This is a genomic window from Vaginisenegalia massiliensis (assembly GCF_900604935.1).
GTDB lineage: Bacteria > Bacillota > Bacilli > Lactobacillales > Aerococcaceae > Vaginisenegalia > Vaginisenegalia massiliensis.
The window spans coordinates 198,678-217,190 of sequence record NZ_UWPC01000003.1 but is presented as its reverse complement, the minus strand read 5'-3'; the positions used below and the strand labels follow the sequence as shown (position 1 = coordinate 217,190).

3 protein-coding genes are annotated in these 18,513 nt (G+C 42.7%); all 3 read right to left on the bottom strand.

All coding sequences use genetic code 11. The features are described 5' to 3' along the window. Nucleotides 1-40: 40 nt before the first annotated feature. The 3 genes from EIH20_RS03115 to EIH20_RS03105 all read right to left on the bottom strand — a co-directional run bounded on the left by EIH20_RS03115 (nucleotide 41) and on the right by EIH20_RS03105 (nucleotide 18,406). Nucleotides 41-1,006 (bottom strand): L-threonine 3-dehydrogenase, encoded by a 966-nt coding sequence (locus EIH20_RS03115; protein ID WP_124057902.1) that lies wholly within the window; start codon nucleotides 1,004-1,006, stop codon nucleotides 41-43. A gap of 23 nt (nucleotides 1,007-1,029) precedes the next feature. Further along, the gene (locus tag EIH20_RS03110; protein WP_124057901.1) at nucleotides 1,030-2,217 is read right to left on the bottom strand and encodes a glycine C-acetyltransferase; all 1,188 of its coding nucleotides are present in this window, start codon (nucleotides 2,215-2,217) and stop codon (nucleotides 1,030-1,032) included. Between the two features lie 214 nt (nucleotides 2,218-2,431). After that, nucleotides 2,432-18,406, bottom strand: coding sequence for a DUF7507 domain-containing protein (locus EIH20_RS03105; RefSeq protein ID WP_124057900.1), 15,975 nt, complete (start codon nucleotides 18,404-18,406; stop codon nucleotides 2,432-2,434). Between the last annotated feature and the right edge of the window lie 107 nt (nucleotides 18,407-18,513).

Below are 18,513 nucleotides of genomic sequence, written 5' to 3'. Positions count from 1 at the left end.
ACAGGCTAGCCTCTTGTAATGTTTTCCCCCTAACAAAAGCTTAATATTTAGCTTCGTCACCAAGTTTAACGCGTAATTTAGCCAACATATCTTTCACCATAGCCTCTAAATCATATTGTGCTTTAAAGCCCCATTCTTCTTGAGCGGCAGTGATATCCAAGCTATTTGGCCAAGAGTCCGCAATGGCTTGACGGACTGGATCAACTTTGTAAGTCAATTTGAAGTCTGGCAATTCTTTACGAATAGCCGCTGCAATTTCTTCTGGATCAAAACTCATTGCGGTAATATTGAAGGCATTGCGATGTACTAGTTTACTTTCATCAGCTTCCATCAAGTCTACAATGGCTTGTAGGGCATCTGGCATATACATCATATCCATCTGCGTACCAGCTCCAATAAAGCTTTCATATTGGTTAGCTTTAACTGCTTGGTAGAAAATATCTACAGCGTAATCAGTGGTTCCTCCACCTGGAAGAGCGACATTGGAAATCAAGCCAGGGAAGCGCACACCACGAGTGTCCACACCAAAGCGAGTATGGTAGTAATCACACAATAACTCGCCTGACACTTTGGTCACACCATACATGGTCGTTGGCCGTTGTAGGGTGTCTTGAGGCGTCGCATCTTTAGGAGTGGATGGTCCAAAGGCACCAATTGAAGATGGAGTGAAGAATTGTAAGTTTAATTCACGAGCCACTTCTAGGGCATTAACCAAACCATCCATGTTGATATCCCAAGCTAATTGTGGCTTTGCTTCAGCAACCGCTGACAATAAGGCCGCTAAATGCATCACGGTATCCACTTCATATTGGCGAGCAATCGCTAAAAAACGTTCATAATCTAGAACATCTAAAAGTTCGAAGATGCCTGTTTCGCAAACAGGATGGCCTTCAACTTGACGGATGTCAGTTGCTACGACATTGTCTTGACCATAAATTTCACGTAATTTACCTACTAATTCTGAACCAATTTGTCCTAGGGCTCCGGTTACCAAAATTTTCTTCATGTCTTCGTTATGCTCCTTTTAAATTAGATAATTCCCATTTCTTTGCCGACACGTTCATAAATAGCCACCGCTTGATCCAGCATTTCTTTGGTATGCGCCGCTGTTGGCATATTACGAACCCGACCAGTTCCTAAAGGAACGGTTGGGAAAACGATAGCTTTAGCATACACGCCTTCTTGGTACAAACGTTTCGAGAATTCTTGGGCCATCTTTTCATCCCCGATAATGACTGGAGTGATTGGCGCTTCTGAATGTCCAATATTAAAGCCTAAAGCCTGTAATTTCTCTTTCAAATAATCGCCATTTTGCCATAATTTCTCATTAAGTTCAGTTGATTCCATCATAATATCGATGGCTTCCATGGCAGCGGCTGCATCTCCTGGAGTTAAAGAAGTTGAGAATAAGAATGGACGTGCCGCTACTTTCAACCAATCAATTAGGTCTTTGCTACCGGCTACATAACCACCAACAACCCCAATAGCTTTGGATAAAGTTCCAATTTGGAAGTCGATGTCTTTTTCAAGGCCAAAGTGATGGACCGTACCTGCCCCTTTACCCATAACACCTGATCCATGCGCATCATCTACATAGGTGATGAGGTCAAATTCTTTAGCAATTTCTACTGCTTGTGGAAGTAAGGCAATATCGCCATCCATAGAGAATACACCATCAGTAATATACATAATTTTTTCATATAAGCCTGATTCACGTGCTTCTTTAGCTTTAGCTCTTAAATCGTCCATATCTGAGTGTTTTACGCGAATGATTTTAGCCCCAGATAAACGACAACCATCGATGATTGAAGCATGGTTCAATTCATCCGATAAAATGGCATCTTTCTTATTCATAACAGCTGAGATAGCCCCCATATTGCAGTTAAAACCTGATTGGAAAGCAATAGCGGCTTCAGTCCCTTTCAATTGAGCAATTTTTGCTTCTAATTGACGGTGAATATCCAAGGTTCCATTAATGGTCCGGACCGCTCCAGCCCCTACCCCGAACTCTTCAACAGCGACATGGTTAGCAGCTTTAAGACGTGGATGAGTCGCTAATCCTAAGTAGTTATTAGATGAAAGGTTAATCAATGATTTTCCTTCAATTTCAATAATCGGTCCGTTAGCACCATCTAGGATTTGAATTTCATTATATAATCCTCGATCTTTCTTATCTTGCAATGATGCTTGTAAAAATTGATCTAAAGCTTGGCTCATGCTGTTCCCTCCAATAGTTATTTGTAGCTTTATTATAGCTTTTGAAAACCGTTTCATCAATTGAATTATTGATAAAGATTTATCAGTCTTCAAGAAAAACCTTATCCTCAGCCATGTTTCATTAAAAAATCCCCGATTATTCATTACGAATAATCGGGGATTCTCTGTTCCTTCAAATGAGTGAGACCTTAGTCTAACTTATTATTCAGAGCTTTTATTCGCCTTTACGCTTATTGCTTGGGCGAAGAATCAATTGACTTCCTAAACCAATCAATAACCAAGAAACTAAGACAATTGGTAAGGACTCTTCACCAGTGGCTGGCAAGTCACCCTTAGGTTGTCCGCCGCCTCCGCCTGAAGGTCCAGGGACACCACCACCGCCGCCAGGACTCGGTGAAGGTTCTGGAGTTGGTTTAGTCGTTGTTGTCGTTGTTTCTGTTACAGGATTTTCTGGTTTTGGTTCGGTCGGTTTGTCATGTTCCGGCGGCACAATCACAAAGACTGTATTGGTTGCAACTGGTTTATGATCAAACTCGACTTGGGCTTGGTTCGGAATGACCGCTACATTATGCTTAGTATAAGCACTTAAATCAGCGCCATCCTTAATTGAAGCTTGAATTACCATCGTGATTTGGTATCCTTCTAAGACTTTCAAGATGTCTTTATCGGTAATATTGAAGTTCACCGTATTACCATTGACTGATAGTGAGCCAAGTTTCGTTGCATCATTACCCGCTTGAAGAACTTTCTCAGCGGCTTTAGCTTTCGGTTCAAGTTTTTCAGTCATTTCTTTCTTCAACTTATCGATTTCATCTTGTAATTCTTTCGGAGTCTTGGCCGGTTCACTTGTCGTTTGACTTGTTTCGGCTTGACTGGTTGCATCCGGTGATTGCAAGGCTTGCAATTTAGCTTGGGCTGCTTGAATTTGTTGATCTATCGCTGAAGTATCCGTTGTCGCGTAAGCTGGCTGAGCCGGAGCAACCGGTTGAGCCGGAATCGCTGGCATAGAGGCTTGAAGCCCAGATACATCGGCGGTTGGATCAGCAGCTAGCGCTGCATCAATTTGTGCTTGAATCGCGCTGGCTTGATTTACAGCAGCTTGGTAATTAGCCAATGCAGCTTGGTAATTTGCTAGTTGAGCTTGGTAGTCTGCTTCTAACTGAGCATTTTGACTATCGGCTTGGCTAGTTAAAGCAGTTCGTTGCGTCTCTAGCTCAGTAATCTGTTGTTTTAGGGCCGCGATTTCCTGACTATTATCTGCAGTAGTTGCCGCTTCAGATGTAGCTGCTTCAGTGGTTGATTCTAGGTCAGCTAATTGTTTTTCTAAGTCTTTGAGCTTATCTTTAGCTTCATTAAACTTATCAATTGCTTCTTTTGCCCCAGATCCGTTCAAGCGAATTTGAACACCATTTACAGCAAAGACAGGTTCCAATTGATCCTTAATCGCAAATTGTTCAAGATTCATATTGGCTTTAATATCCGCCTTAATTACAAAGCTAAAGCTTTCTTTAATGTCTTTTAATGTTCTCGTCAATGCTTGATTTGATCCACTTGCATCGCCGACTGCCTTGCTAGGAGCGCCTGGTGCTGGAGGTGTTGGTTCTGGAATTGGAATATTTGGAATATCTTCCACGTTCAGAATGACAAAGCCAGCCTTCATGTCACCAGAAATCTTAGTGGTAAATCCTTCCATCTTCACTTCAGAAACGGTGTAATTTATTTCTTTGCCATTTTCATCTAACTTAGGTAAATCTTTAAAGCTTCCTGCCCAATTATTGCTTGCATTCAACTCTAATTTTTCGCCTGTTTGATCAAGAACAGCCACTGCTTTAGAAGGAATTGGATTTCCTTTAATCATTTGCCATGATTTCACGACGTTGACATTAACCGTCTCTGGATCTGGTTTGTTACCCGGTACGGTATGATCGTCTTCATCGGTTGGAGGCGTGATTGGTTTATTCGGATCATTTGGATCCTTAGGCGGTGTTCCCGTTGTGGTTGCCTTGTTATAAACCTTACCTGCTTCTACATCCGCTTGAGTCACGGTATATTGAGCTGTTCCATGCGCTTCCTCACCTGGTTTCAAGGTTGTCTTATCTAACGTAATCGGTGCGTCAATCATTGGGTCGCTAACCTTGACGTCAGTTAAGGTCGTGTTACCCGTGTTGGTCACCGTGAAGGTAAAGTCGATGACTTCGCCTACCTTAGTGAAGTTACCTTGTTTAGCGTCTTTAACCAATTTAATTCCTGGTTTCAAGTCACCACCTGGTACCGTATGTTCATCTTCATCGGTTGGAGGCGTGATTGGTTTATCTGGATTGTTTGGATCCTTAGGCGGTGTTCCCGTTGTGGTTGCCTTGTTATAAACCTTACCTGCTTCTACATCCGCTTGAGTCACGGTGTATTGAGCTGTTCCATGCGCTTCCTCACCTGGTTTCAAGGTCGTCTTATCTAACGTAATCGGTGCGTCAATCATTGGGTCGCTAACCTTGACGTCAGTTAAGGTCGTGTTACCCGTGTTGGTCACCGTGAAGGTAAAGTCGATGACTTCGCCTACCTTAGTGAAGTTACCTTGTTTAGCGTCTTTAACCAATTTAATTCCTGGTTTCAAGTCACCACCTGGTACCGTATGTTCGTCTTCATCGGTTGGAGGATCCAAAGGTTTGTTCGGATCATTTGGATCGTGTGGTGGGGTACCCGTCGCAGTAGCTTTGTTGTAAATCTTACCAGCTTCCACGTCCGCTTGAGTCACGGTGTATTGAGCTGTTCCCGATGTTGATTCACCTGGAGCTAAGTCTGTTTTCGCTAAGTTAATTGGAATATTTAATTTAGCTAACATTGGATCATCCACTTTGACATTAGTCAATCGAGTCGTTCCAGTATTCTTAACGGTGAATTCATAAGTAATCACGTCACCGGCTTTGACATAGCTTGTTTCACGAGCAGTCTTAACTAATTCGATACCAGTTGTTGGCTTAGCTGGGATGTCGTGATCATCCTTAGGCGTGCGAATAGGCGTATCCGGATTATTTGGTGTTGTACCGGTCGCTGTCGCCGCATTGTAGACATGACCCGCATCTACGTCCGCTTGGGTAATAATGTATTGCGCTGTTCCTTGCGCTTTTTCACCTGGTTTAAGCGTGGTCTTATCTAAGCTAATCGCAATGTTTAACTTAGCCAACATTGGGTCATCAACTTTAATGTTATCCATCGTAACATTCCCAGTATTTTCTACGGTGAAGACATAGTCAATGACGTCGCCCGCTTGTTTGTACTCGGTTTGTTTTGCATCCTTAGTCAAGACTAACTGACCTTGTTGCTTACCAGGAATATCCACATCATCGGTAGCTGTTGGTGGTGTCACTGGCAGACTTGGGATTCCGGTTGCGGTCGCTTTGTTGTAAACATGACCGGCATCGACGTCTGCTTGAGTCACGGTATAATCCGCTGTTCCAGTTGTGCTTTCACCTGGAGCAAGGCTTGTCTTCGCTAAGGTAATTTGAATACCTAGTTTATTCAACATAGGGTCGCTAACTTCAACGTAGTTCAAGCTAATCTCGCCTGTATTCGTTACTTTAAATTGGTATTGAACCACTTGACCGGCATGGGTAATTTCAGATTGATTAGCTACTTTTTCAAGTTGAATCGCTGCTTTACCCTTACCAGGTACATCGTGGTCATCTTTATCTTCAACCGGTGGTCGTACTGGTTCACCCGGTTTACTTGGTGGAGTCCCTGTTACTGTTGCTGCATTGTAGACATGACCGGCATCCACGTCGGCTTGGGTTACTGTGTAACTTGCACTAGCTGTAGCTACTTCACCCGGTTTAAGCGTGGTCTTATCTAATTGGATTGGCGTTGACAAACCACTTAATAGTGGATCATTAATTTCAATCTTATCTAGAGTGATATTACCCGTGTTTTCAACTTTGAAGTTAAAGTGAATCACATCGCCTGCTTTGACAAATTCAGGTTCAGTCGCTGTTTTTTCAAGGTGAATGCTTGGGTTTTCTACTGCTGGCACATCATGTTCAGCATCATCCACCGGGGATGGTGGAGTCTGACCATTTGGTTGAGTTGGTGGGGTACCTGTCGCCGAAGCATGGTTATAAATATGGCCTGCATCTAAATCTGCTTGAGTAACAGTGTAAATAGCTTTAGCTTCCGTGCTTTCACCTGGAGCAAGAGTCGTAGATGCTAAGGTGATTGGAATGTTCAAGTTAATAAACATTGGGTCATTCACACGAACATCTTTCAGAGTCGTATTACCTGTGTTGGTCACGGTAAAGATATAGGTAATCTTATCACCGACTTGAGCATAAGATGTTTCTACTGAAGTCTTATCCAATTGGATAGCAGCCGTTTGGTCACCCGTTACCGTATCATCATCCTCTGCCGGTTTAGGAGTGTCACCGTTAGGTGTCGTACCGGTTGCCGTCGCTACGTTATGGATTTGACCCGCATCAACATCAGCTTGCGTTACCCGATATTCAGCATGACCTAGAGTTGATTGACCCGGTGCTAATACGGTTTGTTCAAGAAGAATTTGCAAGCCTAGTTTATTAATCATTGGGTCAGTGACTTTCACATTGGTTAACGTAACATTTCCTTCATTTCTCACAGTGAAATCATAGTGAATAATATCGCCAGCTTTAACATAAGTGTCTTCAACAGATACTTTATCTAAGCTTAATTGAGGGTTAGGTTGACCAGGAACTTCTTTCGTTGCCTCATCCGTTGGTGGAGTCAACGGTGTTTGACCCGGACTTGGAGCTGGTGGTGTACCGGTGGCTGTAGCAATGTTCATTACTTTGCCACTATCCAAATCAGCCTGCGTCACCGTGTATTTAGCCGTTGCTGTCGTACTTTCACCTGGAGCCAAGGTTGTCTTAGCAAGGTCAACGTTAGTACCTAATGCTTTCAACATTGGATCGTCTACTTTAACATCCGTCAAGGTCACAGAACCTGTATTGGTCACGGTGAAGTTGAAATCAATCACATCGCCGACTTTAGCATAAGAAGTCTGGCTAGCATCTTTAACTAATTTAATTTCAGTATTACGCTCACCTGGCGTGTCTTCTTGATCTTCATTTGGAATTGGGTCCCTTGGTGCTGTCACGCTCACCACATTGTGGACATAACCTCGGTCAAGGTCAGCTTGCGTCACCACATAAGGGGTTAGAACATGATAAACTTCTTTGTCGCCTGGAAGAAGTGGTTGTTTAAGTTGATAGCTTACTTGGTCCATACCTAGTAGGCTATCAGTAATCGTCACTTCAGTTAAAGTCATATTTCCCGTATTTGTGAATTCAAAATCATAGTAAATCTGATCGCCTACTTGACTAAATTTACCGGCTAGGTCTTGATTTTGACCTCTGATTACCTTGGCTGTTCGCTTATCAACTGACACATCTGGATTGCTTGCTCCTAGCGTATCATTACCGTCTTCACTAGGTACCGGTTGATTTGGACTTGTTACCGTTGCCACGTTATGGACTTTCATAGGATCAACATCAACATCCGCCTGGGTCACCACATAAGGCGTTTTCGCTGTATAAGTCATCTTGTCGCCTGGCTTCAAGATGCTGTACGGACTCTGAGTTAAATCAAGGGTCATATTAAGATTCAATTTATCATCCGTGATAGTCACTTGGTTCACGGTTTGGTTACCCGTATTTTCAAGGTCAAATTTGTAATAAATTTTGTCGCCTGCTTTTTGATAAATTAATCCTGGATAAGCATTATTTTTTGCATCCGTCACTTTAGTTGTCGACTTATTGATAGAAACAAATGGTTTACCATCGGCTGGCGTATAGTTGCCATCCTCAGTAGGTGGTGTTGGCCCTCCAGGGGTGGTTCCCGTAGCAGTCACTGTATTCTTAACTCGTCCAGCATCTAAATCATCTTGCGTAATCGTATAGAATTGACTTGGTGTGATTGTCACAGATTTACCTGGTAAGAGTGGTTCAGCTAAGGTTTCAAAAACGTCTTTAATGCCTAGCTTATCATCTGAGTATTTAATCTCAGTGATTGATTGGTTACCCGTATTAGTGAAGGTAAAGCTATAGTAGAGTCGATCACCGACTGCCTTATAGTTAGCGGTTGGGTAAGCTGTGCCAGCTGAATCAGTTACCTTCACTGTCTCTTTAACGACTGACATATTCGGTGTTTGGGTGACGGTAACCGTGTTGTCATCGGTGGCCTCCACTGGTTTATCACTTGGATCCTGTCCAGTTACTTTAGCCACATTGACTACTTTACCCGCATCGACGTCGGCTTGAGTTGACTTGTAGGTCACTTCCGCCACCAGTTGTTGACCTGGCTCTAGGCTTACTTGTCCATTATCGGTCACAGCCCCAGCTACCGGATTACCATCCGTTCCATAGACAGTGAAGCTTGCTTTAGTCAAGTCAACCTTATCATCGAATAATTCGACATTCTTCAAGACCACATTTCCTGTATTTTCAGCTGTCAATGTATAGATAATCTCATCGCCAACATTGACAAAAGTGGATTTGTTGGATGTTTTCTTCAAGGAAATCGCTGGTTTCATCGTTGCTGTAACAGTATTATCATCTGTATCTTCAACTGGTGTTCCTGAAGGACTCGTACCAGTTGCTTGGGCAATATTTAGGATATATCCTTGAGCAAAATCAGTCGCTTTTGCTTTATATTTAGCCACCAATTTCAAGCTTTGACCTGGTTCAAGGGCCACTTGACCATTGGTTGCATTATCAAGTTTTACTTGACCGTTTTTATCTAATACTTGGTAAGCATGATCATATAAGTCTGTCATACCATCGGCAATATTGACTTTAGTTAAGGTCGTATTACCTGTATTAGTCGCTACCATTTGGTAAGTCACGACATCGCCAACATTGTGAACTTCTTGCAAGTCAGATGTCTTCTCGATGGTAATACCTGGAGTTTGTCCCCCAACTTCTTCATGTTGGTCTTCACCAGGCGTTGGATCGTTCGGCGTTGACACCGTCACCGAGTTCATGACCGAACCGGCATCTAAGTCAGCTTGAGTGACTTTATGAGCTTGAGCTACCCGGTATTCATATGAATCACCAGGGGCTAAAGGACTTGGAAGAGTTACAGATAAATTATTTACACCTAACTTAGTATCGGTAATGGTCACTTGGTCAATCGTGGTGTTACCTGTATTCTTGATTACAAAACCATAGAAGATTAAGTCATCCACTGCATTATATTGGTCTTTAACTTGGCCAGCCGCATCGGTAATACGGAAGACTTTCTTAGTTACTGATACATCTGGGTTTTGATTACCCGGTGTTTCGTTTTCATCAGTGACAGGTGGATTAACTCCTGGTGCTGTCACTGACACAACATTCAGAACTTTACCTGCATCGACATCAGCTTGTTGAACGACATAAGCTTGATCTACCACATGTCGATAAGTTTGACCTGGTAACAAGAGGGTCGGTAATTCAACAATTAAATCTTTAATTCCTAATTTTTCATCATTAATAACAAATTGGCTAATCGAAACATTACCCGTATTTTTAAGATCAAACTCATAGTAAATTAAATCGCCAGCTTGTTCAAAAGTTCCTTTGCGGTCGGTTCCGTCACTAGCCGTTACCTTAAGTGTCTTCTTATCGACCGTAAAGGCGGGCGCCTGTGTACCTGGCGTTTCGTTCTCACCTTGACCTGGAGTTGGGTCATTCGGCGTCGAAACTGTCACAGCATTCGTAACTTTACCCGCATCAAGATCACCTTGTTGAATCTCATAAGGCTTAGTCACTTTATGAGTGTAAGTTTGACCTGGTAGTAATGGTTCGGTTAAATCAACCACTTGATTAAGAATGCCTAAGCGTTCATCAGTAATCGTCACTTGATTAATCGTGGTATTACCAATGTTCTTAATCGCAAATTCATAGTAAATTAAGTCGCCAACTTGCGAATAGGTTCCAGATAAATCCTTACCATTCGCATCAGTCACTTGAGTCGTCTTCTTCGTTACGGCAACATCCGGTTGTGGATCACCCGGCGTTTCATTGTCATCTTCCTCTGGCGTTGGATCGCCTGGCGTTGAGACAGTCACATGGTTCAGCACTTTACCTTGGTCCAAGTCTTTCTGTACGACAACATAAGGTTTGACTACCTCATATGTATAAGTTTGGCCTGGTAAGAGTGGCGTATCCAAATTCACCACTAAGTCCGTAATGCCCAGCAATTGATCATTAATGGTGACTTGCTTAATGGTCGTGTTACCACGGTTGGATATATCAAATTCATAGAAAATTTGATCGCCTACTTGGCTATATACACCATTTAAATCTTTACCTGCCTTATCCTGAACAGCTGAAGTCTTCTTGACAACATCTAAATCAGGTAACTGACTACCTGGAGTCTCATTATCATCTGTCGTCGGTGTAGGCATTCCTGGAGTCGACACTGAAACAGTATTGAGATACTGACCGGCGTCAAGATCGGCTTGGGTTACAGTATGTGGTGTATCTACCACATAAGTGTAGGATTGGCCTGGCAATAATGGTTGAGCCAAATCAATGGTCAGATTATTGACACCCAGCTTCGCATCATTCAAGGTAATCTGCTTCACAGTCACGTTACCCGTATTAGTTACCACAAATTGATAGTAGATTCGATCGCCAACTTGATTATAGGTCAGATTAGCATGCTCCGTACCGAATTGATTAGTTACCTTTGTCGTTTCTTTATTAACACTTACAGCTGGTTTACCATCAGCTGGTGTCAAGTTATCATCGGTCACCGGTGGAGTTTGACTAGTTGGTGTCTTACCTTGACTCGTTACCGTATTCAGGACATTGCCCTTATCAAGGTCAGCTTGAGTAACTGTGTAGAATTCTTTTGCCACATAAGTATAGCTTTGACCTGGTAAGAGTGGGTCAGTCAAATCAATAACTTGGTCGGTTACACCTAATTTGTCATCAGACCAAGTAATTTGATTAATAGTTTGGTTACCCGTATTTGTAAAGGTAAAGCTATAGTAAATCTTATCACCGACTGCTTTGAAGACTTTGTCAGCGTAAGCTTGACCAGCAGCATTGGTTATCTTGCTTGTTTCTTTTTGAACAGCCATATCCGGTTTAGCCGCCACGTCCACTACTGCTTGGTCAGTCGAATCCACCGGTGTATCGTGCGGATCGGTTCCGACAACATCAGCCACGTTGACAATTTCCCCTCGGTCCAAATCGGCTTGAGTGGTCCGATATTGCACCGCTACAATAACCATTTGACCTGGTTGAAGGGTAATATTACCATTCGGTACATTCGTTTGAACTAAGGTTTCGCCATCCGCTTGATAAATTTCGAAGTTAGCATTTTTTAAGTCTACTTTCTTATCCGAAATGGTCACATCATGTAAGACGACGTTTCCGGTGTTCTCTGCAATCAAGGTATAATCGATGAGATCGCCAACATTGGCTACCACATCTTGATCAACGAACTTAGTTAAATTAATAGCTGGATTACCTTTAGCGGTAACAGTATTATCGTCTGTCGCTTCGACATTAGGTCCGACTGGTGGTGTACCGATCGATGTAGCCGTATTGACTACTTGACCATCAGCAAAGTTATTAGGATCTACTTCATATTTAGCTTCAAGACGAAGCGATTGTCCCGGCAAGAGACTCACAAAACCATTAGTCAAACCTGATTGAAGTAACTGACCATTCTCATCGTATTTACTATAAACTTTGTCATACAAGCCTGGTAGACCATCGTCAATCTTCACTTGGGTTAATGTTACATTCCCTGCATTCGTTGCAATGACTTGGTAACGAATAATGTCTCCAACATTAGTCACACTGGTTACATCAGATGTTTTCTCAGTTGAAATCTTAGCCGTTTGATTACCTGGGGTTTGATTATCATCCGTAGCTGGTGTTGGATCACCTGGAACTGAAACGGATACCACGTTAACAACCTGACCTCGATCTAAGTCAGCCTGGGTCACCGTATATGGTGCGACTACCTTATGAGTATAGGTTTGGCCTGGTAACAATGGTGTTGTTAGAGACACGGTTAAATCATATACCCCAATCCGAGCGTCATTGATTAAGACTTGATTAATCGTAGTGGTCCCCGTGTTCTTGATGTCAAATTCATAATAGATGCGGTCGCCTACTTGGCTATATTTACCATTAAGATCTTGACCGTCTTTATCTATTACCTTAGTTGTCTTCTTATCAACACTTACATCGGTCGTAGGGTTACCTGGTGTTTCATTCGTATCGGTCGCTGGCGTTGGATCATTAGGCGCTGTTACCGTCACGGTATTCAAGACCGAACCCGCATCAACATCCGCTTGGGTCACTTTGTAAGCATCCGGCACAGTATAAGTTCGGCTCTCACCTGGTTTTAACCCATCGGTATAAGTCACTTTGAGATCCTTAATTCCTAGCTTACTGTCATTAATCGTCACTTCGTTGAGAGTTATATTTCCTGTGTTAGTGATGACAAAGGCATATTTAATCAAATCACCCGCTTTTTGGAACTTACCATTAAGGTCTGCACCAGAAGCATCGGTTACCGCTGTCGTCTTCTTATCAACGGCCACATCTGGATCGGTTACGCCAGGAGTCGTGTTATCATTCGTTCCTGGATTTGGAGCCCCAGGAGTTGTGACGGTTACGGTATTATCCACTTTACCCGCATCGACATCCGCTTGGGTCACCACATAAGCTGGCAATTCAGATTCATAAGTCATCGATTGACCTGGCGCCAGTGGTTTGTAAGGTGCTTGTGTTAAATTGAGTGTCACATCAATGTTTAACTTATTATCTTTAATTGTGACTTCATTAAGTGTTTGATTACCCGTATTCGTCAAGATAAATTTATAGTAAATTTTGTCGCCTGCATACTTGAATGTATTGGTTGCATAAGCATTTCCATCTTTATCTGTGACTTTTGCCGTGGCTTTATAGACATCAACATATGGTTTATCTTCACCTAAAGTTTTATTCGTATCGGTCGCTGGTGGCGTCGGTCCACCTGGAGTTTGTCCCGTGGCTGTCACCACGTTATCTACCATCTTATTATCAACATCTTTTTGTGTCACTGCATAGAATTCTTCTGGTGTATAAGTATATGATTTACCCGGTAATAATGGGTCAGCTAAATTAATTGTTCGGTTGGTCACACCCAACTTATCATCCGTAAAGGTAATCTGATTAATTGTCTGGTTACCTGTATTATAGAAGGTAAACGTATAATAGATCCGATCATCTACTTTTTGATAAACATTTTTCGGGTAGGCTGTACCAAGTGAATCCGTAACTTTAGCCGTTTCTTTATTAACCATCATAGCCGGTGTCTGTTGAACAGTAACCGTATTATTATCATTAGCCGTCACAGGTTTGTCTGCCGGATCTTGACCGGTCACTTGAGCCTTATTCAAGACTTTACCGGCATCCACGTCGGCTTGAGTAGTCGTATAGGATACGGTTGCTATCAACGATTGCCCTGGCGCCAACAGAACTGACCCGTTAGTCGCACTTGCATTCACAACACTGGTGCCATCTGTATCAATGACCTTGAAGCTAGCCTTAGATAAATTCACTTTATCATCGGTCAAGGTCACACTCTTAAGCTCCACGTTACCAGTATTTTTAGCCGTTAAGGTATATTGGATTGTCTCTCCAACCTTAGTAAAACTCGTCATGTTAGCCGACTTGTCTAATGTAATTTGCGGATTAGACTGTGCCGTAACGGTATTATCATCTTTAGCGCTGACTGGTGTGCCATCTGGTGCCGTACCAGAACCCGTAGCTGTGTTCAGAATCGAACCTTTAGCAAAATCAGCCGCTGTTGCATAATATTCAGCCGTCAAGATTAAGCTTTGACCTGGCAGAAGGGTTACGTTACCGTTGGTAACCCCGACTTGTTCCATTGAACCGTCCGCATTCATCACTGAATAAATCTTTTTATCTAATCCTGGCAAACCATCGTCAATCTTAACTTTAGCCAGACTAGTATTACCGGTGTTCTTGGTAGCCACTTTATATTCAACCAATTGGCCAACTTGGGTTACTTCAGTAATATCGGAAGATTTTTCAGTTAGAAGTTGTGGTTTCTGAACGGCCTCAGCAATAGCATCATCTGGTGCACTCACTTCTTGGTTGGTATCTGTAAAGCCATGGGCATAGGCTGTATTCTCTCTTCGACCATTATCAATATCAGCTTGAGTCACTTGATAGGAGGCGGTTCCGGTAGTCGATTCACCTGGGGCTAAAGTTGTCTTAGCCAAGGTCACCCCACCTGAGAAGAGTGGATCGTCAATATGAACATCACGTAAAGTAATTGGCCCTGTATTTGTCACTAAGAATGAGTAAGTTAACTTATCACCTACATTGGCATAGGTAGTTGGGAGGACATCTTTAACTAAGCTGATAGCTGGTGTGGCCGTTGATTCCAAGCGAGCTTCACCTGGATCGGTTACAATCAAGCCGGCAGGAGAAGTTCCGGTTGCCACCGCATCGTTCAGTATCGAACCACGATCTAAATCCGCTTGGGTTACCTTATAAGTCATGGTATAGGTGGTCGATTGCCCCGGAGCTAGCGTCGTAGGAGTGACTGGCACTGATTTGAGTTGCAACATCTTATCCGTCAAGTTGACATTTGTTAGGGTCACGTTTCCAACGTTAGTAATGGTAAAGGTATAGATAATTTCTTCACCTAGACGCGAGAAGGTGGTCTTATTGGCCGCTTTTTCTAAGTCAATCTTTAGTGTCCGTAAGACGTTAACAGTAGCGTCTCCTGGATCTTCAACCGGGGTTCCATTTGGAGCCGTTCCCTTAGCTGTAGCGGTATTAAGGACTTTACCTGAATCAATATCCGCTTGGGTTACAGAGTAAGACGCCGTATATGTTGTGGTCGCACCGACCGCCAAGGTATCGGCTACTTTCACTCCATTTAGTTTCAACTTAGCATCGGTTAAGGTGACGTTGGTCAACGTTACTTGACCATTATTGGTGATTGTGAAGGTATATTTAATCACATCCCCCACTTTAGTAACTTGAGTAACATCGGCTACCTTATCCATCGCAATCGATGGTGTTGTTGATCCGGTTATAGTGACTGTATCCGTATCTTGAACCGTTGTATTTGCTGGTGAAGTTCCTTTGGCCACAGCATTATTAGTCAATTTACCTGCGTCAACCATGGCTTGAGTCACAGTCACATTATATTTGATAATCGCATACTGGGTTGGTTTTAAGCTAAAGTTGCCATTGGTTGCCGTAGATGACACCGTGGTGCCATCAGCGTTATAAACTGTCAAGGTTTTACCCGTTAAATCTAGCTTGTCATCTGTTAAGGTGACTTTGTTTAAATCTGAGTTACCCGTATTGGTTACTTTTAATTGGTAAGGAACCGTTTGACCAGCTGCTGGTAACTTAGTTGCTGTAGTTGATTTAACTAAGTCAATAGCCGGCTCTTCAATCGGCGTCACATTCACCACATTGGTCGTCGTTGATCCAGTAGTGCCTGTTTCGTTGGCGTAATCAAGGGTTGCCGTGTTTGGATAAGCTGTTCCGGGAACGGCCTTACTATTCAATTTAGCATCGAAACGCATGGTTAATTGACTAGCGCCTTCTAAAGCAGCGAAATCATTAATCGTTAATTTAACCGTTCTGCTAGCCGCATCATAAGCAACTGTCCCAATGCTATTTTGGAAGGCACCATCGACCACGATTTGACCACTGCCATCGACAAAGTCTAATTCATTTGCCAGTTTGTCACTAATAACAAAGGTCTTATAGCGGCCAATATCGCCCGGCAATTTGACCGGTACATTATATGTAAATGGCACCCCAATGCGGGTGGTTAAATTAGTAGCCGACCCGTTAATATTCTTCGTGGCGGTTGGCGGATTATAGTTGATAACGGTTGTTCTAGCTGTTGACGTGTTGACCTCACCATCAACCGTTACAGCACCAGTCTCATCAACCGTCACTTCATGCATGGTGTTATCTGCTAAGTAACCAGAAGCAGTAGAGGTTTCCTTGAGATAGTAAAGTCCCATTGGCACACCGGAGAAGGAAGCCAACCCCGTTGCATCAGTCTTAATCGGGGTACCGACCACTGTCTTACCATCCATTTGATAAAGCGTAAACTCTGTACCCGCGATAGCCGTTTGGTTTTGATTGACCTTTTTAAGGTAAATATTACCGACAGCGGTTCCACCCGATCCAGATGCAGCCGCATTCTTTTCTGTTTCTCCACTTAATGAAGCAATAACATAACCATATGGGTCAGTAAATCGCGCATTATTTTGATAAAGACCCGATGGAGAAGGAGCAGCCTTTAAGGTTGTCACTTCAATAAAGTAATCTTGATTTTGAGATACATCAAGGTTGACTTTAAAACCATTAGAATAGGATGTAATAGTGGGACTAATTGGCGTCAAAGTACCCGTGTTATAACCATTGTTGGCATAGACGTCAGTCCTATAGACCTTAACCCCATTTGCGGCTGTACTTGCCCACTTTTGATATGTCGAATCGAAAGTATCAGTGACTACGAGTGTATTTGTTCCCCATGAACGCACTTTATCTCCTTGAACAACGATTTTCCATGTAATAGTTGTATCTGTTTCCTTGAGTACGTCTTTAGAACCATATGGGAACATAGACAGAAAATTACTACCGTCCTGGTTAATATAATCAATTGAAGCTTTGTTAATAAAGGTCCGCGTACAGTTGTTATCCACAGCTGTATATGAAAGATTATATGTCCCAACAGTAGATAAATCATTATAGGATGCTTGAAGGCCTTTTAAGTTAAAAGTCCCTCCTAAGTTAGTATGGGTATCAGCATAAGAGGACAAGGTAAAGGTCACTAAACGCGATGTAGGATCTATTGTTCCGGTACCAGCCGTTGCCCCATCAGCTGTCTTCAGATAAAAGAGCTGATTAGCCCCTTGGACACTAACTTCTTTAGGTAATTGTAGGGTAAACTTGTACCCGGCTTTCGCCGTATCTGGTACCGACCAAGTTCCGTTTATATCAATATTAAAGCCAATGAATGATCCACTAGCAGACGTTGAGGTCATCGGATAAAAGTTTGTATTGCTAACCGAGGTGACTCCAGACGGAATTGAACAAGTCGTGACCCCTTTCACATAGTTATTGGTAGCGGACCATTTGGTTCCGTAAAGATCTGTTTTAGCAATGGTTTCATAATAATCTCCCATGTCTGTTTCGGTCACATCAAAGACATACGGCTTACCGTTCGCATCAAACTTCGGAATATTACTAAATGTTGCTACACCTGTCGTGGCATTATAGGTCGCGTTGGTCCAAGTCTGACCGGTGTTGACATTCTTCAAAGTAAAACTTGGGGTCGGTTTAGTTACTCCTGTCGGAACATTTAACCATGTTTTTTGGATATTAATTGACCCTACCTTATTCGTATTGGTAAAGGTCCATGAAGTTGCTGAATTTTGTTTGCTTTTCTGTGTGTAGCCGGTTAATGGGCGTTCCTTAACCGTGTATGTAATAGCATTACCGGCAGAATCTTTCTTCGGTAAGCCGATAAAGGTGTAGCTAGTCGTCCCTGAATTCATAGTGTAAGAATTAATCGGAGTAGTTGAGTTACTAGCATATAAGTCAAAAATAACAGTTGGCTTAGTGGCCGGTGCATCTTCCCAAACTTTATCCACTTTCACGCTAGTTACGGTACTATCAACCGTGGCTGTCGCTTGTGCATAACGAGTCGAATAGTCTACATCCTCCACGGTGAAAGTATAGTTATCCCGATTCGGATCGGTAATTGGCGTGGTAATTTGATAGGTGTACTTGCTCGCTGTAGCTCCATTATAAGTATAATAGTAGCCATTATACGGCGTTAAGCTAGTAGCCGTCCCATTCATGGTTACATTAGTCGGCGCTCCAAGCCCTGTCCCTGGATAGAAATAGTTGTACATACCACCCGAATGATAGTAGAGGGCATTGTTAGTGACAACGGTCCAAACAATGGACTTACCATCCGCCGACACTTTCCCTGTCACCGCCGCATAATTGCTGTTGGTGGAAGTTGAACTATCAGCATAGGCCGTCTGCGGTGGACTAATCAAATCAAAGACGCCACCTAAAGGCACAAACGTCTGTACCAATAATAATGCCACTAGCGTCAGCGACACTATCTTTTTGAAATTTTGTTTTAACTTTGTCATCATGTTTCTACTCCTTTAAAACCCAAAAATTTTCACAGAAAAACAATCTAATATTCCAATTTTTATTATAACATTCCCTCTATACAAGTCTAGTCAAGCGATTCAGAATT

Coding starts and splice junctions, on each gene's coding strand:
- EIH20_RS03105 (WP_124057900.1), bottom strand. CDS start 18,406: ATGATGACAAAGTTAAAACAAAATTTCAAAAAGATAGTGTCGCTGACG.
- EIH20_RS03115 (WP_124057902.1), bottom strand. CDS start 1,006: ATGAAGAAAATTTTGGTAACCGGAGCCCTAGGACAAATTGGTTCAGAA.
- EIH20_RS03110 (WP_124057901.1), bottom strand. CDS start 2,217: ATGAGCCAAGCTTTAGATCAATTTTTACAAGCATCATTGCAAGATAAG.